Origin of the sequence: Frankia sp. Hr75.2 (assembly GCF_949319125.1) — a bacterium.
Taxonomy (GTDB): domain Bacteria; phylum Actinomycetota; class Actinomycetes; order Frankiales; family Frankiaceae; genus Parafrankia; species Parafrankia soli.
In genome coordinates this window covers 1-22720 of the sequence record NZ_CASGGV010000283.1, presented here as the reverse complement: position 1 = coordinate 22720, position 22720 = coordinate 1, and the positions used below count along the sequence as shown (strand labels likewise).

The window sequence follows — 22720 nt, the reverse complement described above, 5'->3', positions numbered from 1 at the left end:
CGGACCACCCGGCAGACCACCGGCCGGCCAACCGATTGGCTGGCCGGCCGAGGAGTTCGGACGTCCCGGTCAGTCCTTGGCCGCCGCGGAGACGGCGGCGCGCAGGCCGTCGGGGGTCAGCTGGTCGGCGGAGAGCTGCTTGCCGTCGACGAGCACGGTCGGGGTCGAGGTGACGCCGCTGCGGGAGGCGTCCTCGTCGACCTTCGCGACGTAGCCGTCGTACTTGCCGTCCCGCACCGCGCTGACGAAGGCGTCCGAGGTCAGGCCGACCGAGGCGCCCTTCTGGATGAGGGTGTCGGTCTGGTAGCCGCCGGTGTGCTCCTCCGGCTGGTCGACGAACAGGGCGTCGTGGAACTCCTTGAACTTGCCCTCGTTGGCCGCGGCGGCACTGGCGTTCGCCGCCCGCTTCGACTCGTCGCCGAGGAACGACATGACGTGATAGTTGATCTTAATGTCGCCCGAGTCGATGAGGTCGCTGATCGTCGAGCCGGTGGTTCTCTCCAGGGACCCGCAGGCGGGGCACTGGAAGTCCTCGTAGAAGTCGAGGGTGACGGGCGCGTCAGCTTTCCCGACGACGATCGCGTTGTCGGGCCCCGTCGCGCTCGCCGGGAGAACGACCGGCTTGGACTCCTCCCGCGAGTTCTGCACGGCGAAGCCGATCACCCCGATCAGGACGAGCACGGCGGCGACGACCGAGCCGATGATGAGCTGCCTGCGCCGTCGTTCCCGGGCGGCCGCCGCCGCCCGGGCCGCCGCGACCTTCTCCCGCCGCTCCGCGGCCGTCACGCGTGGCCCCGATCCTTTTGAGGGGCGCCGGGCGTGCTGCCGCCGGAGCTACGGCCGGGCGGCGCCGACGTCCGCGATGTCTTCCTCGTCCGCGATGCCATGGGTACTCCCGAGAAGGTCGTCCTCGTCGTCGAGGGGCTGTCGTGCTGGTCCGTTCAGGAGCCGGTCGACCGACAGGTAGCCCGCGGGCCACCGCGCCAGCAGCAGGCTGGCCAGCAGCAGCGCGCTGTCGCGAACGATCTCCTGGGTGTAGTGCGTGGGTGCCTCGGACGTCAGATCGCCGCCCGCGGAGAAGCAGCCGCAGTCGATGCGCAGGCCGCGGGCGGCCGCCGACGCGATCGCCGCGATGTAGACGGCGAACAGCACCGCCGAGATGGCGGCGGCCAGCCGGACGGTGAGGCCGACGATCAGCAGCACGCCGAGCGCGATCTCCACGAACGGCACGGCGTAGGCGACCGGGTCCACCAGCGCTTCGGGCAGGATCCGGAACGCGCGGACGGACCGCACCATGCCGTCCGGGTCGTTGATCTTCAGTGCGCCCGCGGCGAGCCAGAGGATGCCGAGGCCGACCCGCAGGACGGTGCTGGCCACGCGGGCGAACCGACGCGTGCCCGGCGTCCCGGCGTCCCCTGCGTCTCCGGAAGCAACGGACGCCGCCGTGGTCCCGGTCATCCGGCGGCGACCAGGGCCGGCCGGCTGTCGCCGGTGGTCTGGACGGTGTTCGTCGTCCCGGCTGTCCCGGACGACCCTGGTGTCGCGGTCACCCTCGGCGTCGCGGTGACCCTGGGTGCGCTGGTCGCCCTGGGCGTCGCGGTCGCGGTCCCGTCGCGCGGGTCGGTTCCGAGGGTCTCGGCCGTGAGGACGGGAAGGTCCGCGATGTAGTCGGCCACCGGGGTGCCGGCCAGGTAGAGCGCGCGGGCGCGGGCGTCCCGGCCGAAGGCGATGACCTGGCTGCCATGGGTGACCAGGACGGATCCGTCCGCCTGGACCTTCGGTGCCTCCAGCGGGACGCCGATCGCCTCGGCCTGGGCCTGCACGTCCTTGAACGACCCGCGTACGCCGATGAAGGTCGAGTCGAACTGGCTGAGCCAGCGGTCGAGGACGGGAGCGGTGTCACGGTCCGGGTCGGTGCTGACGAACACCACCGAGACCTGGTCCCGCACCGACCGGTCGACCTCGTCCAGGGCCGCGGCGATGTCGGCCATGGTGGTCGGGCAGACGTCCGGGCACATCGTGTAGCCGAAGAAAAGCAGAGTGATCTTCCCTTGCGTTCGGGCGCGAAGATCGAAGGGGCGCCCGTCGGTATCGGTCAGGTTGAGCGCCGGCTTCGCGAAGCGTTCGGTTGGGACAACGCCGTGTAGTCCCCCGTCGGTTCCACCGGCGTCGACGATCGTCACCCCGGTTCCGTCGCCGCCGTTGGAGCAGGCGCCGAGTGTCGCGCTGACCGCGACGGTGATCCCGATCAGCAGCGCGGACGACGTCCGCCTGCGACGGGTAGTGGAAAGGTAGCTGATGGTGGATGGATTCCTGGTCACGGACACCTGATTCCTGCGGAGATCTGGGCGATACCGACACACACCGCGCCGCCGGGCTGGCGTGGTCAGCGCGCGGGGCACCGCGTGCCGGGCAGCGCGCACCGCCCAGAGCTGAGCCCGCGACGGGGCCACGCCTGGGCAACGCCTGCCGGCGACGGTCAGACCACGGACATTCGGCCTGACCTCAGAAATCTGACGCCAGAGATCGGGCGTCAGCGGTCTGACGGCCAGCGGCCAGGCGCCAGCGGCCGGGCGTCGGGTTGGGCCTGGTGGGTGGGGAAGGGGCGCGCGGACGGATCGCGGCGCCTGGCGCCGGTCGCGTCGCTACGCCGTTTCAGCAGCTCGCGATGGCCGGCGGGCCTCGGGACGGCGTCGCCGCCCACGGGCGGTCGAGTGCGCGGAGCGCGTGTAGGCGCGGTGCGCGGACGATCCGGCGCGGCACCGGGACCAGTGCGACGGGAGCCCGCAGCGCGGACAGGCACGACCCGAGCGTCAGGCAGGCGGCGCGCAGCACCTGGCAGCCGCGGCTGGTCCACCAGGAGGCCGCGGCAGCCGCCAGGGCGTGGGCGAGCAGCACCGCGATGCCGTGCCCCTGCAGGCCGTGCCCCTGGAGGCCCTGGCCGTACAGCCCGTGGCTGTGGACGCCGTACTGGGACAGCCGCGCCGCGGCCGCGGCCAAGCCGCCGCTGTCGGTGGTCGGCGGGGCGCCGAGCGGTCGGCCGGCGAGCGCCGCCGCGAGCTGCCCGGGGGAGGCGAGCGCCCCACCGGGGCCGCTGCCGGGCGCGCAGAGCAGGCCTTTGAGTGAGGTGCCGCCGGGTGGCCCGGGCCGCCCGGCCCCGGCGAGCAGCAGGACATGCACCCCGGCCTGGACGCCGAGCAGTGCGGGGAACGAGCGGGGACCACCGACCTGGCGCCGTCCGGCTGTGGCTATGGCCGTGGCCGTGGCACCGGGCCGGCCGCCGCGTGACCCGGCCGAGTGGGCTGAGCGGGCGAGATCACTACCGGCGCACAGCGCGACGATGGCGGCGACGGACAGCGCCACGCCGGCGGGCGCGGGTGCTTCGGTGTGCGCGGTCGGCAGGTGGGCCAGCAGGGCGAGCGCGACCGTGGGCACGGCGAAGGCCAGACCTGGGAGCACCGCGGACGCGAGGCGGTGGGCCAGGCCGGTGAACCGCGCCCCGCACCGGCCGACGTGCACGTCTTCAGCGTAGTGCCGCTCCCGGCCCGTCCGGATCGGGCCGACGCGCTTCCGGAGCCGCTCTGGTGGTCGTCGGGCGTGGCGCGTGCTTGTCGGTGTCCGCCCCGGGCAGCTGGACGTCCGCCCACGAGGGGGGTCGACCGATAAGGGGTCGGCGGGGACAACTCACACCGAGCGGTAGGGGCGCCCCGACCGGGGTGCTGACCAGGTTCGCAAGTGCCACCGGAGCGGCGCCGGTCACCTGGAACCCGCAGGTCCGCGGACATGGTCCGCCGTTTCGTCGCGCTGGGGAGGGGCTGGTCTGGCACGATCGAGTCGGGTCGTCAGCCCGACCCCGTCCACCCAGTAAGAGAACCGAGAGGGCGACATCGGTGCCGCAGGATCCGGCCGTCATCCAGCGTCAGATCGAACAGACCCGCGCAGAGCTGGCCGAGACCGTCGACGCGATCGCGGAGATCGTCAGTCCGAAGCGGGTGGCCGAACGAGCGAACGAGCAGGTCCGGGCCAAGGTGGCTGAGCTGCGCGGGCGGTTCGCCCCGGGTAGCGCCGCGCCGTCCGCGCTCGGTGCGGCGTCCGCCGGGCACCGCGCGATCGGGGCCGGCACACTCGTCGGCGGCCTGCCGGGCACGGTCGGCTCGGCACCGGGTGCGGACGGCGCGGCGGGCGAGGGCGGCCCGACCCAGGTGGTGCGGACGGTTCGATGGGACAGGGTCGCGCTGGTGACGGCGGTGGTCGTGCTGCTCGTGGGGGCGCGCCGCCGCCGGCGCCGGAGGCGGTGACCTCGGAAGCGGTGACCTCGGAGCCGGTGGGCCAGGGGCTGGTGGGTCGCGAGCAGGTGACCTCGGAACCGGCAGGTCCGGTGGTGGTTCCCGCCGGTCGGGTCACGCTGATCCGGCACGGCGAGACCGAGTGGAGCCGCACCGGTCGGCACACCGGGCACACCGACGTTCCCCTCACCGCCGAGGGTGAGCGCCAGGCCGCCGCGCTGCGGGCGGCGCTGGTGGGCCGGCGGTTCGTCCTGGTCGCGACGAGCCCGCGGCGCCGGGCGGCGCACACCGCCGAGATCGCGGGCCTGTGCCCGCCAGCCGGCGAGCCGGGAACCATCAAGCCGGGAACCATCAGGACACAGGCCGCTGGGACGCCGGCCGCGCTGTCGGACACCGCCGGGGCGCAGGCCGCCGCGCCGGGAGCTGAGGACTGCGTCGTCTGGCCGGAGCTCGCCGAGTGGGACTACGGGGACTACGAGGGAGTCACCACCGCGCGGATCCGTGAGGATCATCCCGGCTGGACGGTCTTCACCGGTGACGTGCCGGGCGGGGAGACCGCCGACGAGGTGGGGCGGCGCGCAGACCTCGTCCTCGGCCGGGTGGTGCCGCTGCTCGCGCACGGGGACGTGGCGTTGCTCGGGCACGGCCACATGCTCCGGGTGCTGGTGGCGCGGTGGCTGGGCCTGCCCCCGACGGCCGGGGCCCACTTCGTGATCGAGCCGGCGGGAGTCTCGGAGCTCGGGTTCGAGCACGAGAACCGGGTGCTGCGGCAGCTCAACGCCCGTCCCGCCCCACCGACTCGCTACTGACCGTAACCGCCGATCGTCCACGTGCGAGCCCGCCGATCCGGGTCGTCCGCGGCGTGCGGTCGGTGGAAGACGAGGCTTGGTTGAGAGGGAGCGGGCCCGGGACCAGGTGGTCTCGGGCCCGCTCCGCTGCCGGTCAGAAGACCGGGCAGCGGCCGTCGAGGAGTGATGGTCCTCGAGGCGGTGGTCTCAGGTGCGGTGGTCTCAGTGGCAGGGGTCTCAGAGGTCGCCGCGGCGGCGCATCATCGCGAGCGCGGTCACCCCGGGCAGGATCGGCAGCCAGTAGCTGATCAGGCGGAAGACCAGGACGGCAGCGAACATGGTCGCCGCCGTGCCACCCGACGCGGTGAGCCCGATGACGAGCGCCGGTTCGATGGCCCCGACGCTGCCGGCTGTCGGCGCCGCGCCCGCGACAACCGAGCCGACCAGGTACACGGCGGTGATCGAGGCGATGCTCAGCCCGCCCTCGAACGACCACACCGCGCAGGCGAGGCCCATGACCTGTGCGGCTTTCGTGGCTGCGGTGCTGGTCACGAGCACGACCGTCCGGCCGGGCGAGCGGGCGAGCACCGCCAGGTGCGCGCGGAAGCCCCGCAGCGCGGGCCGCAGCCTCGTGCGCACCCGCGGGTGCGCGGCGGCGGTGCCGATCCCCACACCGACCACGGTGAGCCCGGCCGCGACGGGGCCGGCTCCGATCCCGTTCACCGTCATCCGGACGGGCGCCGTCACCGCTTCGCCGACGCCGGAGCCGCGCAGGGTGCCGGCGACGAGCGCGATCCCGGCCAGGTGGACGAGGAACGCGGCGCCCTTGATCGACGCCACGGCGGCCACCGCGGCGGGACGGGTCATCCCCCGGCGTTCCAGGAAGCGCAGGTGCACGGCGATGGCGCCCAGGCCCGCCGGGACGACTCGGTTCGCCGCGGCCGCGGCGAGCTGGGAGGCGGTGGCCGTGCCCAGGCTCATCCGCAGCCCGCTCGCCGCCCGCACGCTCACGCCGTGCGCCACGTAGAAGAGCACCGAGGCGAGCAGGCAGACCACGAGCCAGTGCCAGCGCGGCGCGGGGACGTCGGAGAGGGTGCCGAGAACGTCCGAACGGAACCGGGTGCCGACGAGTGCGCCGACGGCGCCGACGACCACGACGGCGGCCAGGACACGCAGGCGCGTCCGGCGCAGGCCGAACCCGCGGGGGGCCCGGGTGAGCTCCACGGCGACGGCGGCGGCGCCGGTGGCGTCCACCCCGCCGAGCACCGCGGGCACGTCGGCCGGCGTGCCGCCGGTGCGCCCGGCGCGCGCGTCGGCGGGGGCGGTCCGCTCCGGCGGGAGCAGCGCCTCCTTGACGGTGGACCTGGCGGGTCGGGGCCCGCCGCGGCCGGACGTCGGACGCTCGCCATGGGCGGGAGCCCTGCGCTCGCCGACCCGTCGGTGACGGGGCAGTGTCGGCCCGGGAACAAGCGGTGCAGCCGCGGCGTTGTCGGCGTTCAGCGCGACCGGGACGTTCAGCGCGACCGGGATCTCGATGTCTACCCCCAGTGTCCGGAAGCCTCGCCGCTCACGCTACGGCGCACGCCTGAACGACACCTGAATGTGCTTCATTGTGCGGCTGGCCGAGCAAGGTCGCCGACCGGGGAAGCAGGACGGACGAGACAGCGGAGCGCACGGGCCACAGCATGGCGTAGTCATCCCCCCGCAACGCTGTCCGATGCCTACCGGACACACTGTGACGTGGCCGTATGCTCCTTGTGAAGGGCCCGGGAGGTGACAGTTGGATGGCCGTAACGGGCCCGTGGGGTGCCGCCGCTGCGGGCGGCGGCCGGGGAGGCCCCGGCCGCCCCGAGGGCTCAGTGGGTAGACCCGTTCGGGGGGTGTGCCGACCCCCCGTCGGTGTACCAGCGGGGCTGGCGGTCGGTCAGCCAGTCGGTGATCGCCCGCCCGGCACGCGCCGGGCGGAACTCGACGGACCGTAGCCGGGACGGCTGGAGGGTGACGATGTCGATGTCGTCGATCCGGCTGCCGAACTCCGCATAGCGCGGCACGGCCCCCGCGAAGACCACATCGATGCGCTGGGACGTCCCGCCGGCGGGGTCGAGATGCTCGACGCCGCCGACGAAGTCGAGGGAGCGCACCTCGAAGCCGGCCGTCCGGCGCAGCACGCGGTGCAGCACCTCCTCCACCCCCTCGCCCGGTGGGACGTGCCCGCCGAGCAGGAAGAACCAGGGCTGGCCGCGATGGTTGGCGACGACCACGAGATCGCCGAAGGTCAGGAAGACCCGGGCGTGCAGCGACCGGCCCGGCCGCGGCCCCGCGGGCACCGCCCGCGCCCCGGGCGCCGGCGCGTGCGGCCGCCGGGCGGCGTCGGCGGGGCTCATCGCCCGACCGCCTGGACGGCGAGCGCGCCCGAGCGAAGCCCCAGCGTGTCGGCGGCGTCCTGGACGACCCGCCGCTCGGCCGGATCGAAGTACCCGTCGGCCCGGCCGATCACCGCCCCGATGCGCAGCACCGCCCACGAACGAACCGGGTCACCGCGGACCTTGCCGATCTCGCGCATCGCCGCGCGGCGGCCGGCGGCGAGATCCGAGCGCAGCCGGGCGACGTGCAGGTCGAACAGCAGCTCCAGGTCGGCCCGCGGGTAGTCCGCCAGCACGTCCTCGGCCTGGATGGACGCGGCCATCGCGTCACGCTCGGCGGGGTCGACATGCCCGTCGGCGGCCGCGACCAGTGCGCACATCGCCACCGCGGCGTCCCGGAACACCTCGCCCCGCACGTCCTCGCGGCGGGCGGTGAGCTGGGCCCGCAGGGTCCGCACCGACTGGCGCAGGCCGGTCCACCAGGGCTCGGCGTCCGCGACCGCGAGCCCGCGCCAGGACGGCCACCGATCAGCCCACCACGACATCGCCGCGTGGCCGACCGCGGGCGGCTGGATCGTGAGCGCGGGCCCGGAATCGCTCTCGTAGGGGCGGACCAACGTCAGCCCCGGGGGAAGCGCGTGCCCGCCGGCGAGTCCCGCCGGCTCGAGGGTTACGGCGTAGAGCACGGTCAGGGTGTGCGCGGACGTCGTCCCGTCCGTCGTGGCCGCCGTCTCCGCGGGTGTCCTGTCCGCGGGCGTGTCGCCGGGTGTCCTGTCCGCGGGCGTGGTGTCGCCGGGTGTCCCGTCCGCACGGGTCCTGTCCGGGGTCGCGTCCGTGGGTGAGCTGCGCGGGCTGGGTGCCGGGGCGGGTCGCCACGCCTCGCTGTGCTCGACGCAGCCCGCGAAGACGGGCCGCCCCGCCGCGGACAGGGCGGCCCGCAGGAGCCGCTCGGCGGCGTCCAGGGACGACTCGCCCAGCCGGGCGGAGCCGCCCGGGAACCGCGGGCCCGCGGTGTCGTCGGCGCGGACCAGTAGACCGCCGTCGACCTCGATGAGTAGCGCTATTTCCAGAGAGACCTGTGTCGACATCGGCATGCCGCCCCCAATCGTGACGCCCCGTCGTCACCTGGCTGCTGATACGCCGCCATCATCCACCTCCCCCCGAAGATTTCGCCGCACTATGGCCGAATGGTGGCACGGTGTCGCGGATCCGGGTCGCCGGACGGCCGCCGGGCGTGGCCGAAGGCGGGCGTCGCCGGGCCGTGGGGGAGCGGCCGCACACTGGACCGGCGCCGACCGTGACGCGCCGTGACGGCCCGCCTGCTTGCCGGTGGGGCCGTGTCGCGGTGCGCTGTGCGGCGCTGGGCCGGGCTGGCACGGCTGCTCTGGCGCGCGGCGGCCGGGGCGGCGCGCTGCCGGGTTGATGTGGGCGGGCCGGTGTGTGGTCCGTGGGCGCGGAAGGAGGGACGTAATGTGGGCGGCTTTGTCGCGCGGCTACGAACGGGTGATCGTCGAGCCTGGGAAGCAGCCGTTGCTGGCGCTCCTCGTCGCGTTCATCCTCACGTTCCTGTTCATCCGGCTGAGTGTGCGCATGATCCGTGCGGGCGTGCGCTGGTGGCCGGGCAACGTCGCGGTCGGCGGGGTGCACGTCCACCACGCCATCTTCGGCATCGCCTTCGTGCTGCTCGCCGGGGTGGGCGCGTTCTCGCCCGCGGGGGGGCGGTCGCCCTGGTGGGATCTGCTGGCGATTCTGTTCGGCGTGGGCGCGGCGCTCATCCTCGACGAGTTCGCGCTGGTACTGCGGCTGAAGGACGTCTACTGGTCCGAACAGGGCCGGATGTCGGTGGACGCGGTCATCCTGGGCGCGGCGTTCACGGCACTGCTGATCGTCGGCGCGACACCACTGGGCGTGGACGGCCTCGACACCGGAGACCACCTCGCGCTGTGGGACCTCATCATCGTGCTCGGCATCAACATCGTGGCGGTGAGCTGCAGCTTCCTCAAGGGCCGCGTCGGCTTCGGTGTCGTCGGCCTGCTCATTCCGCTGGTCGCGGTGGTCGGGGCGGTCCGCCTGGCGCGGCCCGGCTCGGCCTGGGCGCACCGGCGTTACCCCGAAGGGTCCCGCAAGGCCGACCGGGCCGCCCGGCGCGCGGCCCGGTTCGCCGCCCGCTGGCGGCCGCGCCGGGACAGGCTCTTCGACCTGATCGCCGGCCGTCCGGACGACGAGACGGATCACGCGGGTCGCGGGGACTCCGGCCGGGGGAGCCAGCGGCGGCGCTGAGCGGCCGCGGGCGAGCCCGCCGCCCTCATCTCAGGACGCAGCCGATCGTCGCCGCCTCCCGGACGGCCGGCAGCTCGAACCAGACCTGCTTGCCCGGACCGGTCGAGGGCGGATCGTCGACGACACCCCACCGGCTGGCGAGCGCGGCGACGAGCTGCATCCCGCGGCCGGACTCGTCGTCGTCCTGGGCGGCCTTGAGTACCGGGCGCAACGGGCTCCCATCGCTCACGGCGACCCGGACCTGCTCGCCGCGGCACTCGATCGACACGCGCAGCACCTCACGGGCTCCCACGTAGCGAACGGCGTTCGTGACGACCTCGCTGACCAGCAGTCTCGCGACTTCGGCGGCGTTGCCACAGCCCCACGACACGAGCAGATCGGCGACCAGCCCGCGGGCTTGCCCGGCCGCCCGGGGATCGGCGGGCAGGTCGAAGCCAGCGGTCAGAGCTTCGGCCACGCATCACCTTCCGGGCGGTTGTCCGTTTCCGGTCTGCCCGCGTTGCCACGGCCGGGCCGGCGTCGCGTTCCTCCCACCTCCGCGTGGACCTCAAACCTGATTGGCGTGGTCCTGCCAGACCGGAGGCGCGAGACACAGCCTGGCCCGGGTCCGGTGCGGGGTGGTCGCGACTCGCCGCAACCCCCGATGACCGCCCTGATGGCGGTCGGCGGTCAGATGACGTCGATGCCGTCGAGCACCGAATCCTTGCGCGCGAGCCAGGCCCTTGTGACGGCCTCCACCTCAGGGCTCAGCGACGGGTCCGAGGCCTGGTCACGGCCGGGGCCACGGTCCGCCGGGCCCGGGCCGGCCGGACCGCGGGAACGGTCCGCGCCGACCGCGCCGACGTCGGGACGTCCCGGGCCGCCGGACCCCCGCTGGCCGTTCGGCTGATGCTGGCCGTTCTGGCCGCCGCCATACCCGTTCTGACCGCCGTGCCCGTTCTGGCTCTGACCGCCGTGCCCGTTCTGGCCGTTCGGGCCACCGTGCCCGGGCTGGCCGCCTTGACCGCCCTGGCCGCCGTCACCGTTCTGGCCACGCGGGCCGCGCCCGACACCGGCCCAGGAGTCGTCGACGGAGATGGGACGGCGCTGCTCGGCGGCCTGGCTGCTCCACGGGGAGCCCTGAGGGCGCGGCTGGTCCGGGCCCGCGTGCCGGCCGCGCGTGCGCGCCGGGTCGGAGGTGAGCCGTCCGACGGGCGGCCGGGTTCCACGTTCGGGGCCGCGGACGATGTCGGGATGCCGCGGCGGCGGTGGTCCGGCCGCGGCGGCCGCCTGCCCGCGCGCCAGCTCCGCGGCCCGGGCGGCGGCGATGCTGGCGGGCAGCATCTCCACCGGGCCGGAGATCGGCGGCGCCTGCCGGGACGTCGGCACCGAGAAACCGTCGGCCTGGGCCGCCGGGGCCTCGACACCGTCAGGACGGGCCGGAGCCCGGGACGGCTCGGACCGGGACACGCCGGCCGCGGGCTGGTGCTGCGCCGGTTGGGACTGCGCGGGGTGGGGCAGGGGGCGGGACGGATCGCCCGGGTGCTGGGCTCGTCCGGGCATGCGGTCACCGAGCCCGGTGGAGACCGGGCCCGTGGACCGGCCCGGGCCCGTTGCCGCGGGCTGGCCGAACAGGCCGGGCCGCGCGATCGGGCCGGACTGCTCCACCTGGCCCTGATAACCGGGATGGCCTGGCTGCCGGCCCTGGCCGGGCTGCCCGGCGTAGCCAGGCTGCCCGTTGTGGCTGGGCGGCCCGTTGTACGCCGGTTGCCCGTTGTAGCCGGGCTGGCCGTTGTAGCCGGGGCGCTCCATCGGCCCGGTCGGCGGGCCGCCGGCCGGGCCGGCGGCGGGGCGGTGCACGGGCGGCCCGCCCGGGCGGTTGAACCCGGGCGCGGGCGGGCTGCCCGGGCCACCGGGAAGCTGCTGTTCGCGGGCTCGCTCGAAGCCGGGGGCCGACATCGGACGTCCCGGCTGCCCGGCGGTGCCCGGCGGCGGCCCGGCTGCTTGGAGCCCAGGTGGTTGAAGTCCAGGTGGCTGGAAGCCGGGTGGTTGGAGCCCCGGCGGCTGGAGGCCGGGTGGTTGAAGTCCGGGCGGTGCGGAGCGGCGACCGGTGTCGGCGGGGGGCGGCCCCGGCCGGCCGGGTGGGGCCTGCTCGCCGGGCGGCCCCCCGCCGACCCGCGGCGGCATGCCGGCGCCCGGACGGCGGATCCCGGCCAACGGGTCGCCGAATACGGGGGTGCGGGCGGACGCGCCGTTGCCCGCGCCGCCCAGGGGCGTCCCACCCGTTCGCGAGCCGCCGGTGGGCATCCCGCCGGTGGCCGCGGCCGCGGCCGGCGGAACGGCGGCCGGCGGGCGCATGCCCGGCGGCATGCCGGACGGATGCGACGGCGGTGGCATGGAGGGTGGTGGCATGGAGGGTGGCGGCGGCGCACGGTGCGGCCCGGTCGGCCGGGGCGCGGCCATCGGCTCGTCCGCCGGGCCGGGGGCGCCGCGCTGCCGGACCGGGTCCGTGCCCCGTGGCAGTTCGTGCGGCATCGTCGACTGGCCGGTGCTGGTCTGCGTCGTCGTCGAGTAGGAGCCCGTGTCGAACGGTGGTGGCGCGACCGCGTGAACGTCCGGCCGGCGCTGGTCGGCGGGGCCTCCCGCCGCCGCGTGGCGGGGGTCGGCCGGGCGCCCGTCCGCCTGGCGGCCGTCGCCGGACCGCGTGGCCGGGGCTTCGGGCAGCGGCCGGGGCGTCACCTCGTCCTCGGTGGCCGCTAGCTCACCGGTGATGGCGACGACGGTTGCGCAGGGCCAGAGCCGGTCACAGCTGAGGCAGAGGTCGAACTCGTTCGGTTGGTGCAGGTCAATCAGTGTGATCAGGGAATTGATGTGCTCGACGATCCGTGGGCCGGCCAGTACCGGTCCGTTCGCGATCATCTCGAGTTCCGAGCGCAACTGACCGTGGTACCGCTCGACGTCGACTACGCGCGGATCCTCCATCGAAGGCAGCATGCACCATTGCGGGCGGAAACGTGCGGGGGGCACCACCACTGCGGGTAACTGGTGACCTTGTCCTCACTATGTGCGTCCGCCGTTTCCACAGATAGCGAGTGCTGTGTGCACCTGCCGCGACAGAGTGGCGATAGCGGTGCGCTCCGTCGGAGCTCCCGTCACACAGCGCCCGCGCTCGGTCGGATCGGTCCGGCCCAGATGGGCCAGCGCCGGGCCGGCTGGCGTCAGGTGCGGTCGGGCCGGACCTCGCCGTCGCGGCGGACCTGCCGCATCAGCCCCTCCTGGAGCCGTGCGAACTCCTCGATATAGGGACTTTCCACGCCTGCGGCGCCGCCGGTGTCCTTACCGCCCTGTGAGCGGTCGAAGACCGGCTCGAAGCCGGCGAACTGGCCGTTCTGGCCGGGCATCCGCTCGTTCTGGCCGTCGAAGGCCGGGTAGTGGCTGCCGCTCGGGGGCGGCGGAGGCGGCGGGGTGCCCCGTTCCTGCTGGCCGTCATAACCGCCGGGCCCGTACGACGGCAGGTTGCCGGCCGCGGACGGCGGGCGCTCCGATCCGTTGTCGAACGCCGGATAGTGGCTGCCGTTGGACGAAGCGGCGCGCTCGGGCGTGCCGTCGTAACCGAAGCCCGCTCCCGTCCCGGTGCTTCCGGAACCGATCGACAGCGGCGTCGATCCGCGCATGCCCTCGCCCGAACCGATCTCCGGCTGCTCGGTCGACAGGAATCCGTCGGAGGCCGGGTAGATCCGCGCCGAGAGGCTGACCGACATCGGGTCACTGCCGTACGTGATGACGTCGACCTGGTCCTCTGGCCCGATGCCGCCGTTTCGAGCGAGATCGACGAACCGGAAGAGGTCCGCCCAGCGCAGCCCCTCAAGGTCCACACTGATTCTCAGCGCCATTGGTTTGCCCCATCCCTCGGCTCGTGCGTGTCGACGGTTACCTGGCTTCCGACGCGGACGCTTCTCCTGGAGGCCGGGCTCCCCCCCGGCGCCTCTGCGCGGCCGGCCGTGTAGGGCCGGGCTGCGATGGGCGGCAGCTTATACCGCGTTGAGGTGGCATTCCCCATCCGGGCTGGTTGATATGCCTGTGTTCACGGGTGGGGGTAAGGCGTGGGATTCATCTGTGTGTCGGCGCGGTGTACCTGGGCGCGAGCGAGATCGCGGCGGATGATCCGCCCGCCCGCCCGGCGACGAGCGTGAGGGCTGGGATCCGCTGTGTCGCCGCCGGCTGGCGGGCAGTTTGATTTCCCGGCGGGACGGCCCCGGCAGCACCGCACGGCCTGCTCTACCGGGAAATCGGAAGCATCGGGCCGGTCCCGCCGCCGTGGACGAGTAGGGTCCGAGCGTGTGAGCGTAGTTTCCGGCGATGTCAACGGTGTCGGGGGCGCGGCCGGCATCGACGTGTCCGGTGGTTCGCTGCCCATCCGGCTTCTTCATGATCGGGTGTTGGTGCGGCCGCGGGAGGATTCCGCGGACCGGCGCTCGAAGGCGGGCATCGTGATCCCGGCCACCGCGCAGATGGGTAAGCGGCTGGCGTGGGCCGACGTGGTGGCCGTCGGCACGGCGGTGCGCACGATCCAGGTGGCCGACCGGGTGCTCTACGACCCGGAGGACCGCGCCGAGGTCGAGCTGCACTCGACCACCTACATCCTGATGCGCGAGCGTGACGTGCACGCCGTGGCCGCCGAGCGGCTCGACGACGGGCTGACCGGCCTCTACCTCTGAACCGCTGTCGCTGATCCGTCCGAGCGCGCCGGGGTACCTCCGAGCCGCGCCGGCGTTCTCGCGTCGGCCGACCCACCACCGACGGGCGGTGTGTGGCCGGTCGCCGTCGCGGCCCGGTTCGCCCCATGACAGACCGGTCGTGCCGACGGTGCCGGTCATCGCGGGGCCATCCTGGTGGTCCGGAGCGTCCGAATGTGGCGGGAGTGACACCGCGCCGGGCTGCCCCTGCTTGGTGCGGACACTCCTCGGCCCGTATCCTTCGCTCGGCTCTGGAGATCCGCGTTCCGAACTGGTGGCCGTGGGTACCGGCTCCAGGTGCGGGGAACGCGGACATCTGCTTGTCGCCCACTTCTCTGGCCAGAGCCACTGCGTATTGTGATCAGCCGATGTCGTTCGGGTACCGCACATGGTCGATCCGGTGGTCGGGGTCGGCGCCGGTGTCGACAGGCCGCGGTCTGTGAGGACGAGGAAAGGTAAGGAGACGCATGGCTCGTGACTTCGACGCTCGGCGAAGCACGGATGTCGAGGAGGACGAGCTCCAGGAGCAGAGCCTGGAGACACTGAAGGCGCAGCGCGCCGGAGCGGCGGCCGACCTCGGCGACGATATGGATGCGCTCGAGGCGGAGCTGGACCTGCCCGACGCCGAGGTCAGGGACGAGGAGCTCGCGCTGCGGGTGCTGCCCCGGCAGGCGGACGAGTTCACCTGCACGAGCTGCTTCCTGGTGCAGCACCGCAGCCAGCTCGCCGACCCACGCCGGGCGGTGTGCGCGGACTGCGCGGCCTGACACGCGCGCGGCCCCGGGCAGGCAGGCATGAGCGATGGACGTCCATCGCATGACGCCGGACGGGCGGTTCCGGGAGCGAGGCCCTTGCCAGGCCCGCCCCCGGAGCCGTCCGCACGCCGGATGGGTGCGGTCGCGGCCGCGATCCTGGCCGGGTGCCTGACGGCCTACTACGCCCTGCCCGTCTACGGCCACGGCGGCGGGCGGTGGTTCCCGCTGCGGGTGGGGCTGTTCGCCCTCGGCCTGATCCTGACCGGATGCCTGCTCGCCAGGCAGGTGGTCTTCGCCCGGCACGTCTCTGCCGCGTGGGTCCGCGCGCAGTGGCTGTTCGCCGGGATCTGCGTCACCGTCGTCCTGTTCGCCGCCGCCTACTACGCGCTGGCGGTCGGTGCGTCCGCCCAGATCTCCGGCATCCGAACCAAGACCGACGCGCTCTATTTCGCCGTCACCGTGCTGACCACGGTCGGCTTCGGGGACATCCACGCCACGGGTCAGGCCGCCCGGGTCGTCGTCACCGTCCAGATGGGGTTCGACGTCCTTTTCGTGGCGACCGCGGCCTCGGCGCTGCGCGCGTCGAGTTCGGCTCGCCGGGCGGCGCGCGCGTCCTGAGGGCGGCGCGTACTTCTTTCCGACACCGCTCTCGCGCCCGGTTGCCGGTGGCTCGAAGTAGCTGTACCACTACCCTGAGTTTGGGAAGTGGGGGTGAGTGCGTGGCCGGCGCGGACGAACCGGACGATCGTTTCGGAACGCCCGGGTCTGCCATGCCCCGGGCCGGTGGGGGAGACGGGGCCGCCGCGCGGCCGCGCATCCAGCCGCCGCCGGCCGGCGACCTGCCGGTGGTGGGTACGAGGCTGGTCCCCCCGCGTCCGGTCGTCCCGCATGTGACCCGGCCGCGGCTGCTGGCGCTGCTCGACGAGGCGGTCGACCGGCCGCTGACCGTGGTGTGCGCACCGGCCGGCGCTGGCAAGACGATGGCGCTCGCCGACTGGGCGCGATCGGGTCGGCCCGCGCACCCGGTGGTCTGGCTGCGCGTCGACCCGATGCTCGGACGGCGTACCGCGCGCGCCGAGCACCCAGGTGGCGATCCGGTGGCCAGCGGGCCGCGGTCGCCGTCGCCGTCGCCGTCGGGGTCGCCTTCGTCCGCGCTGTCGTTGTTGCCGTTGGCGCGGAGCACGACGCGGTGGCCCGGTCCGCCCGTGTCCCTGTGGTCGCAGATCCTGCGCGGGCTCACCCGGGACGCCGGCCTGCCTCCCGGGGACCGTCTCGCGCACCTGGTCGCCGCGGACGCCTGGATCTGCCCTGAGCGCTTCCGGCGGGAGCTGGTCAACCAGCTCGCCGAGCTGCCGGCCCCGGCGGTGCTGGTCCTCGACGACGCGCACCTCGTCCGGGATCCCGATGATCTCGCCGGGCTGGAGCTGCTCGCGAGCGAGGGCGAGGGCCACCTGCGCATCGTCCTGTCGGGGCGGGCGCCGATTCTGCGCGTGCACCGGCTGCGCGCCGAGGGCAGGGTCACCGAGATCGGCCCGGCGGAGCTGGCCTTCACCACGGCGGAGACCGTCGAACTGCTCGCCGCCCACGGCCTGCGCGTCCCGCCCGGCGCGGCGGCCCAGCTGCGGCGCGCGACGGAGGGCTGGGCGGTCGGCCTGCGGCTGGCCGCGGCGTGCGCGGTGTCGAGCGGAGCCCGGAGGCCGGCCCCCGGCGCGCCCGCCGGCCGGGACGAGCAGTGGGCGCCGGCCCCGCCGGTCCCCGTCCCGGCCGACGTGGTCCCGGGCCGCGACGTCGAGCGCGCGGGCAGCGGCGTCCCGCCGGCCGAGCTCGACCCGTCCCGCGCGGGGAGCGGCGCTCTGCCGGCCGAGCTCGACCCGTCCCGCGCTGCGCGGGCGGCGATCGCCGAGTTCCTGCACGCGGAGGTGCTGGAGGAGTACCCGGAGCCCGTCCGACGGTTCCTGCTCCGGACGAGCGTGCTGGAGCGGATCAGCGCCCCGCTCGCCCACGCGGTCTCCGCGGTGGCGCCCGCGTCCGCCCAGACATCCGCGCACCTGCTCGGTGAGCTCGCGCGCCCGGGCGGCTTCCTCGTCCGGCTGTTGGACGGGCCGGCTGCGACAGCTCACCCGGGTGCCGGCGACCACCCGGACGACGGGGTGGGCGGTCCGCTCCCGGCGGCCGTCGCCACGTTGCCGGACGGCCGCCCGGAGTATCGCCTCACCCAGGAGGCCACGGCTGAGACCACGCAGGAGTGGTACCGGTTCCATCGGATGTTCGCGTCGATGCTGCGCGGTGTGCTCGTGCGTGATCCGGAGGAGGACCCCCGCGAGCTCAACCTCCGCGCCGCCCTCTGGTTCGCCGCGAACGACCGCACACCCGACGCCGCCCGTCACGCGTCGCGGGCTGGTGACTGGTGGTATCTCGCCTGTCTGCTCGTCGACGGCCCGGCGCTGGTGGACGTCCTGTTCGGACGCTCACCCGAGCTCGATGCGCTGGTCGCCGGGCTGCCCGCCGCGGCGGCGGGGCTGTCGGCCGAGTGCGATCTCGTCCTGGCCGTCGCACAGCTGCGCTCCGGCCGGCTGGAGGTCGGTTCGGCCAGCCTGTCCTCCGCGCGGGCGCAGCTGCCTGCGGCGGGGTCGGGCCCGGCGGCCGCCCGCCGCCGGACGCTCGTCGACCGGATCGACATCGTGGAGGCGTACCATGCCGAGCTTGCCGGGGAACCGGCGGCGATGATCGCCGCGGCCCGGCGGCTGCAGCGTTCCGGGCCGCCGGGTGGCGCGCCCGCCGGGACGGCACCGCGTGCGGGCGCCGCCGCCGGGCCGGCACGGGCATCCGGGGGCGATCCGGACGCCGCGGCCGACCGGGCTGTGATCGACCGGGCTGTGATCGACCGGGCTGGGGCCGAGCGGGCTCCGTCGAGGCCCGGTCGGGTGCCGGACGAGCGGGCCCGCGCGCTCGCGTTGTGCGCGCGGGGCCGGGGCGAGCTGTGGCTCGGCCGGCTGGCCGTCGCCGCCGGCCTGCTGTGCGAGGGCGCCGAGGTGGCCCGGCGGGCCGGGCTCGGCGGCGTCGAGGTGTCCTGCCTGGGGGCACTCGCCCTCCAGTACGCGCTGCGCGGCCGGCTGCGCCAGGCCGAGAGCCACCTGTACGCGGTGGTCGGCACGGCGGCCGACCCGTCCGGAGCACTGGCCGGTCGCTCTGGTGCGCTGGCCGGCCTGCCCGATGCGGCGACCAGCGTCCCCGGCGGGGCACGATCCGGCGAGCGGTGGGGCATCCCCGGACTGCCCGAGGCGTATCTGGCCGCCGTGCTGGTTCACCTGCAGCGTGCGGAGCCGGTCGAGGCCGACCGGTGGCTGGGCGCGGCGCGGATGACGATCACTGCCGCCCACCCCGCGTTCCTCGGCGGGATCGCCGCGATCTGCGCCGCGCGGCTGCGCCTGCTCGACGGATCACCCGACGAGGTGCGCGCGGCCCGGCGGATGCTGCTCGTCGCCAGGACCGGCCCGATGCCGCCGCTGTGCGTGGCGGCCAGGCGGGCGGCCGAGGCGGACCTGCTCGTCGCCGCCGGTAATCCGGAGGCGGCCCGCCGGCTGCTGCTGCGGGACGCCGACCGCGCGGCCCCGGACCCGCAGACCCAGCTCGCGCTGGCGCGCTGCGCCCTGGCCTGCGCCGACGTTCCCGCGGCGGAGGAGGCGCTCGCCCCGCTGCTGCGGGCCGACGACGGCGGCGCGGGGCTCGTCGCGGCGTGCGTGCTCGGCGCGGTCGCGGCCGCCCGGCGTGACGACCACGCCCGCGCCGGTGGCCTGCTCGCCCGGGCGGTGGCGCTCGCCGCGGACGAGGGCATGGTCGCGCCGTTCTTCGAGGCGGGGACGGAGGCGCTGGCGATGGTGCTCGCCCATCCCGGGCTGACCGACGCCTATCCGGCCTTCGTCGCCGTCCTCACCCGGTCGGGGAGGTCCGGGCCGCGGCCGGTGCCCGTGCCGTCGCGGTCCGCGGCGCAGGGGTCCGCGTCGCCTCGGCCTGCGGCGTCGAGGTCAGCGGCGGCGCACGCGGGGCCCGGCGCGTCGGGGCAGGGGAGCGCGCCGCCTCGGGCGGGCGCCCGGGCGCCCGCCGCGTCAGGTGCTGGGCCGGCGGCCCGCACGGGGGAGCCGACGGACCTGGTGGTCGGGCCCGATGTCGTCGTGCCGCAGCCGGCTTCGCCGATGTCGCAGCGGTCCCGGACCACGGTGCCGGCCGCCGGGCCGGGGCGGCCGGCCGGGTCGTTCGCCGGCCCGGATCCGGCCTGGCCCGGCGCGCCGGGCCAGGCCGGATCCGGTCGGGACGTCCGCAACGGCGTCGACCGCGGCATCGGTATCAACGACGGCGGCCTCAGCCGGGATGGCAATGGCGTCGATGGCGACGGCAACCGCGTCGACGGCAACCGCGTCGGTGGCGACGGCTTCGGTGGTGGTGGCGGGGGCGTGGGTGGGCTCGGGTCGCCCCGGGGGCCGTGGCGCCCCGATGGCGCGCCCGCGGGCGGCCCCGGTGACGCCCGGCGCCGAGGCGGCCCCGGTGGTGGGAGCGTGGGTGGTGGGCCGCGCCCGGGGAGTGGGGAGCACCGGCCGGAGCCGGCCGAACGGCTCAGCGAGCGCGAGCTCGCGGTGCTCAGCTACCTGCCCACGATGCTCACCACCGCGGAGATCGCGGCCGAGATGTACGTGTCGGTGAACACCGTCAAGACGCACCTCAAGAGCATCTACCGCAAGCTGGACGTCGCCAGGCGCCGGGACGCCGTCCACCGTGCGCGTGCCCTTCACCTGTTGTGATCGGCCACCTGTGGCGATCGGCATCTGTTGGGATCGGCACACGTCGTCAGCCCGCCGGGCGGTGTGTCTCGTCGGGCCATCCCGCGTCGTCGAGGTGCCACACGGCCCTCGGTGGCAGGTGACGGGCGTGCTCGCCGGGCTCCTCGGGGGTGCCCGCGGCGGGCTCGCCGCCTTGCGGCGGGCCCAGGTCCGGGCCGGTGTCGCACCACCCCGGTGCGACGTCTGAGCGGGGCGGACTCTCTCCGGCGCCCCACCACTCGGGACCACCTTCGTGGGGGTACCCGGGGTTGTAGACCTGCCCGGCGGGGCTGGGGAAACCGCTGGGGCCGAGGTCCTCCCACATGGCGGGGATGCCCGCGTGGGGATGTTGGCCCGGGGGTGGTCCGGCGGCCGGGAAACGAAATCCGGTTGGCTCCTCTGTCCCGAACCGTTCAGTGCCGGCCTGCGGCCAGAACCGCTCGGTCGTGCCATCCGCCGAGGGGGAACGCGGGGGAAACGGAGGAAGTGGAAGCGTCGCGGCAATGGCTGCCGGTCGGCGGCGGCGCGGCGGGCGTAGACCGCGCCCGAGACAGACGAGCAGGGTGGCTCCACCGGCCAGCATGATGATCGAACCGAGGACCCGCAGGTCGATGCCGGTCAACCGATAGGACAACGCATAGCGGAGCGTTGCGCCCGCGGCGATGAGGAAGATCGCGAATCCGGTCGTCACTCGCTTCACCTCATTTCGGCGGGCCTCGTGGGCCGACCGCAATGGTGATCGAATGTGATCGTCAAATATACGCTCGGTGAGAAAACTACCCTCTGTGACAGGCGGTTACACGCGTGCAGCCGAAGGTGGAGGTGGTGGTCGGACCGGGCCAATTTGAGGGCGGTTGCTGGCACCTTTGGGTGGTGGAGGCGCTGCGTTGATGTGACTGTGCGTGTCACAGTCGTGACGATCAACGGTGTCCTGCGGGGAAATGACGCATGAACTGAGGTTCATTATTCACATAAGCGGGCCAGGCTTATCAGGCGTCAGAAAGTAGGCTTCGCGGACTGGCATCTGGGTAGTCGCGGCCCTAGGCTTGCCGAACATGTCCAGCTTGGCCGGAAATACGCCGGCTGATTCGCGACTACCGGCCAGTGACCTGGTGTCGGTCTGCCCCCGGAGGCATGTGTGACTGACCGAATGCTCAGCAATCCCGATGGTAGCCCCAGCGGCCATCCGGCCACCGGCCGGCTCGCCGTGACGATGGACACATCGGCGGGGGTTTCTCGGCCGCCCGGCGTGGCGGCCCCGCACCGGGCACCCACGATGCGGCACGCGCCGATCTCGGCGACGTCCGCGGTGGGCCACCCGGGCGCCCGTACCCGTCCCGGCGCGGTGGCGGCGGGACTGCCCGGCCGCGCCCCGGTCGCGGCCCGCGGGCCGCAGGTGCCGCGGGATCTGGCGCTCGGCGCGGCGGAGCTGCGCGGCGTGCTCCGCGTCGTCGAGGACTGCGAACGAGCGGCGTCGCTGCCGGCGTTCCGCGAGGCGGCGCTCGACGGGATGGCCCGCCATCTCGGCTACCGCCACTCGGCGTTCTTCCTCGGCTCGTCCCCGCAGGCGACCTTCCAGGACGCCCGCCCGACTGGTCGCGGTCTCGCGCTGCGCATGGCCGGGCCCTTCCTGGAGCGGTACCGCAGCCTCGAGGTCTTCAACGACCCGGAGAGCCTGCGACTGATGTGGGAGCGTGGCCTGGTAACGCTCGACGAGATCGGGGTGCCCGACCGGCCCGAAGTCCGGCTGCGGTTGGAGCGCTTCCTGCGCGCCCACGGGATCCACGCGAAGCTGCTGATCAGGCTCGCCGGGGGAAGCGGTGTCGGTGCGGTCGTCTCCCTGCTGGACCCGCGGCCCGGTGCCTTCGGGCCGCGTGACCGCGCCGTGGGCGCCGTGCTCGCCCGCCACCTCGGCAACCTGCTGCGCTTCTACATCCGGGTGAACCCGGGCCCGGCCGTGACGGCGAAGCTTTCCGCCCGTGAGCGCGACGTCGTCCGCCTGGTGGCGGAGGGCCAGTCGAACCGGCAGGTGGCGGAGGCCCTCTGCATCAGCATCGACACGGTCAAGCACCACCTGACGCACGCGCTCGTGGCGACCGGTTGCTCCAACCGCACCCAGCTCGCGCTCGCCTGGCAGCGTGAGATGGGCTCGATGCCGGCGCCGGGGCTGCCCCGCCCGTAGCCGGTGCCTTCGTATCCCGGCCAGCCGTGGTCGGGGCGCTCGCGGGTCCGCGGACCGGCGGCGCACGAGCGGGCGGTGCGGGGTGCCCACCCGGTGCCGATCGCTCTCCTCAGCACAACCTGTTCATGATCGTTCGTGCGGGTTCGCCCGACCCGCACCCTCCGGGGGCACCTGCGCCCGGATAGCAACGCCCGGCCGGCATGCCCGGCAGGGTCGTCGGACCAGCCCACGGCCCGACATAGCCCGGACGTCGAGAGATCGGCGCCCAGGTGGAACGTACACCGGATCGCGCCCGCGCTCGCCCGGCGCGCGGCGCGTCCGAGGGCTCGGCCACGCGCCACGGCGCACGCGGACCGAGGCCGTCCGCACCCCCGACGGGAGACCGGCGGGACCGGGACCGCCCATCCCGGTCACCCGCCGCGGGCTGACGTCGAAGCAACTCGCGGTCACATGTTCGGCGTGGGGGGGGGGGCCGCGCGCGGGCGGGCCCCCCCCCCCGGCGCCGCCCCCCGGCCGCGGCGGACGCAGAGCCCGCCG

At 74.8% G+C, this 22720-nt stretch carries 19 protein-coding genes; 8 read left to right on the top strand and 11 right to left on the bottom strand.

The window, feature by feature from the left end:
• Nucleotides 1–69: 69 nt before the first annotated feature.
• The 4 genes from AC559T_RS18770 to AC559T_RS18755 form a co-directional block, all read right to left on the bottom strand.
• Complete coding sequence (locus AC559T_RS18770) at nucleotides 70–786, bottom strand: DsbA family protein (RefSeq protein WP_112105581.1); 717 nt, start codon at nucleotides 784–786, stop codon at nucleotides 70–72.
• A gap of 48 nt (nucleotides 787–834) precedes the next feature.
• Nucleotides 835–1377 carry a MauE/DoxX family redox-associated membrane protein gene (locus AC559T_RS18765; RefSeq protein WP_373693967.1) on the bottom strand — a complete coding sequence of 181 codons (543 nt, stop codon included), beginning with the start codon at nucleotides 1375–1377 and terminating at the stop codon, nucleotides 835–837.
• 77 nt (nucleotides 1378–1454) lie between these two features.
• Nucleotides 1455–2321 (bottom strand): SCO family protein, encoded by an 867-nt coding sequence (locus tag AC559T_RS18760; RefSeq protein ID WP_498869573.1) that lies wholly within the window; start codon nucleotides 2319–2321, stop codon nucleotides 1455–1457.
• 334 nt (nucleotides 2322–2655) lie between these two features.
• Nucleotides 2656–3519, bottom strand: coding sequence for a hypothetical protein (locus AC559T_RS18755; RefSeq protein WP_498869572.1), 864 nt, complete (start codon nucleotides 3517–3519; stop codon nucleotides 2656–2658).
• Nucleotides 3520–3890: 371 nt separating this feature from the next.
• Here AC559T_RS18755 and AC559T_RS18750 point away from each other — a divergent pair, with 371 nt between their 5' ends.
• Complete coding sequence (locus AC559T_RS18750) at nucleotides 3891–4298, top strand: DUF3618 domain-containing protein (protein ID WP_498869571.1); 408 nt, start codon at nucleotides 3891–3893, stop codon at nucleotides 4296–4298.
• A gap of 80 nt (nucleotides 4299–4378) precedes the next feature.
• On the top strand, nucleotides 4379–5095 hold the full coding sequence (locus AC559T_RS18745) for a histidine phosphatase family protein (RefSeq protein WP_112105587.1): 717 nt from the start codon (nucleotides 4379–4381) through the stop codon (nucleotides 5093–5095).
• A gap of 216 nt (nucleotides 5096–5311) precedes the next feature.
• Here the strand turns inward: AC559T_RS18745 and AC559T_RS18740 are convergent, their stop codons facing one another.
• The 3 genes from AC559T_RS18740 to AC559T_RS18730 form a co-directional block, all read right to left on the bottom strand.
• Nucleotides 5312–6349 carry a lysylphosphatidylglycerol synthase transmembrane domain-containing protein gene (locus AC559T_RS18740; protein WP_498869570.1) on the bottom strand — a complete coding sequence of 346 codons (1038 nt, stop codon included), beginning with the start codon at nucleotides 6347–6349 and terminating at the stop codon, nucleotides 5312–5314.
• A 581-nt stretch (nucleotides 6350–6930) separates the two neighbouring features.
• Entirely contained in the window at nucleotides 6931–7458 is a 528-nt protein-coding gene (locus tag AC559T_RS18735) for an NUDIX hydrolase (protein WP_498869569.1), read from the bottom strand.
• Nucleotides 7455–8531 (bottom strand): tellurite resistance TerB family protein, encoded by a 1077-nt coding sequence (locus tag AC559T_RS18730; protein WP_498869568.1) that lies wholly within the window; start codon nucleotides 8529–8531, stop codon nucleotides 7455–7457. Before AC559T_RS18730 ends, AC559T_RS18735 begins: the two co-directional genes overlap by 4 nt.
• A gap of 376 nt (nucleotides 8532–8907) precedes the next feature.
• On the opposite strand from AC559T_RS18730, the gene AC559T_RS18725 reads away from it, so the two are divergent.
• Nucleotides 8908–9717: a hypothetical protein gene (locus AC559T_RS18725; RefSeq protein WP_498869567.1), complete on the top strand. Its 810-nt coding sequence runs from the start codon at nucleotides 8908–8910 to the stop codon at nucleotides 9715–9717.
• Nucleotides 9718–9742: 25 nt separating this feature from the next.
• Here the strand turns inward: AC559T_RS18725 and AC559T_RS18720 are convergent, their stop codons facing one another.
• The 3 genes from AC559T_RS18720 to AC559T_RS18710 form a co-directional block, all read right to left on the bottom strand.
• Nucleotides 9743–10174 carry an ATP-binding protein gene (locus AC559T_RS18720; RefSeq protein WP_368954103.1) on the bottom strand — a complete coding sequence of 144 codons (432 nt, stop codon included), beginning with the start codon at nucleotides 10172–10174 and terminating at the stop codon, nucleotides 9743–9745.
• Nucleotides 10175–10386: 212 nt separating this feature from the next.
• Nucleotides 10387–12678: a hypothetical protein gene (locus AC559T_RS18715; protein WP_498869566.1), complete on the bottom strand. Its 2292-nt coding sequence runs from the start codon at nucleotides 12676–12678 to the stop codon at nucleotides 10387–10389.
• Nucleotides 12679–12914: 236 nt separating this feature from the next.
• Nucleotides 12915–13589, bottom strand: a complete 675-nt coding sequence (locus AC559T_RS18710) for a hypothetical protein (protein WP_071065827.1) — start codon at nucleotides 13587–13589, stop codon at nucleotides 12915–12917.
• Nucleotides 13590–14036: 447 nt separating this feature from the next.
• Between AC559T_RS18710 and AC559T_RS18705 the strand changes: the two genes are divergently transcribed.
• From AC559T_RS18705 to AC559T_RS18690, 4 genes are all read left to right on the top strand, one after another.
• Nucleotides 14037–14414: a GroES family chaperonin gene (locus AC559T_RS18705; protein ID WP_020463076.1), complete on the top strand. Its 378-nt coding sequence runs from the start codon at nucleotides 14037–14039 to the stop codon at nucleotides 14412–14414.
• Between the two features lie 485 nt (nucleotides 14415–14899).
• A complete protein-coding gene (locus tag AC559T_RS18700; protein WP_020463075.1) occupies nucleotides 14900–15199 on the top strand; it encodes a DUF4193 family protein in 300 nt (99 codons plus the stop codon).
• 120 nt (nucleotides 15200–15319) lie between these two features.
• Nucleotides 15320–15805 (top strand): ion channel, encoded by a 486-nt coding sequence (locus AC559T_RS18695; protein ID WP_071065826.1) that lies wholly within the window; start codon nucleotides 15320–15322, stop codon nucleotides 15803–15805.
• A 101-nt stretch (nucleotides 15806–15906) separates the two neighbouring features.
• Nucleotides 15907–19983, top strand: coding sequence for a helix-turn-helix transcriptional regulator (locus AC559T_RS18690; RefSeq protein WP_498869565.1), 4077 nt, complete (start codon nucleotides 15907–15909; stop codon nucleotides 19981–19983).
• A 46-nt stretch (nucleotides 19984–20029) separates the two neighbouring features.
• Here the strand turns inward: AC559T_RS18690 and AC559T_RS18685 are convergent, their stop codons facing one another.
• Entirely contained in the window at nucleotides 20030–20692 is a 663-nt protein-coding gene (locus AC559T_RS18685; protein WP_498869564.1) for a hypothetical protein, read from the bottom strand.
• Between the two features lie 447 nt (nucleotides 20693–21139).
• On the opposite strand from AC559T_RS18685, the gene AC559T_RS18680 reads away from it, so the two are divergent.
• On the top strand, nucleotides 21140–22183 hold the full coding sequence (locus AC559T_RS18680; protein WP_020463071.1) for a helix-turn-helix transcriptional regulator: 1044 nt from the start codon (nucleotides 21140–21142) through the stop codon (nucleotides 22181–22183).
• The last annotated feature ends 537 nt before the right edge of the window (nucleotides 22184–22720 follow it).

Bases quoted from the DNA above. Each gene is read 5' to 3' on its own strand.
- AC559T_RS18735 (WP_498869569.1), bottom strand. From the start codon at position 7,458: ATGAGCCCCGCCGACGCCGCCCGGCGGCCGCACGCGCCGGCGCCCGGG.
- AC559T_RS18730 (WP_498869568.1), bottom strand. From the start codon at position 8,531: ATGCCGATGTCGACACAGGTCTCTCTGGAAATAGCGCTACTCATCGAG.
- AC559T_RS18725 (WP_498869567.1), top strand. From the start codon at position 8,908: ATGTGGGCGGCTTTGTCGCGCGGCTACGAACGGGTGATCGTCGAGCCT.
- AC559T_RS18715 (WP_498869566.1), bottom strand. From the start codon at position 12,678: ATGGAGGATCCGCGCGTAGTCGACGTCGAGCGGTACCACGGTCAGTTG.
- AC559T_RS18710 (WP_071065827.1), bottom strand. From the start codon at position 13,589: ATGGCGCTGAGAATCAGTGTGGACCTTGAGGGGCTGCGCTGGGCGGAC.
- AC559T_RS18700 (WP_020463075.1), top strand. From the start codon at position 14,900: ATGGCTCGTGACTTCGACGCTCGGCGAAGCACGGATGTCGAGGAGGAC.
- AC559T_RS18695 (WP_071065826.1), top strand. From the start codon at position 15,320: ATGGGTGCGGTCGCGGCCGCGATCCTGGCCGGGTGCCTGACGGCCTAC.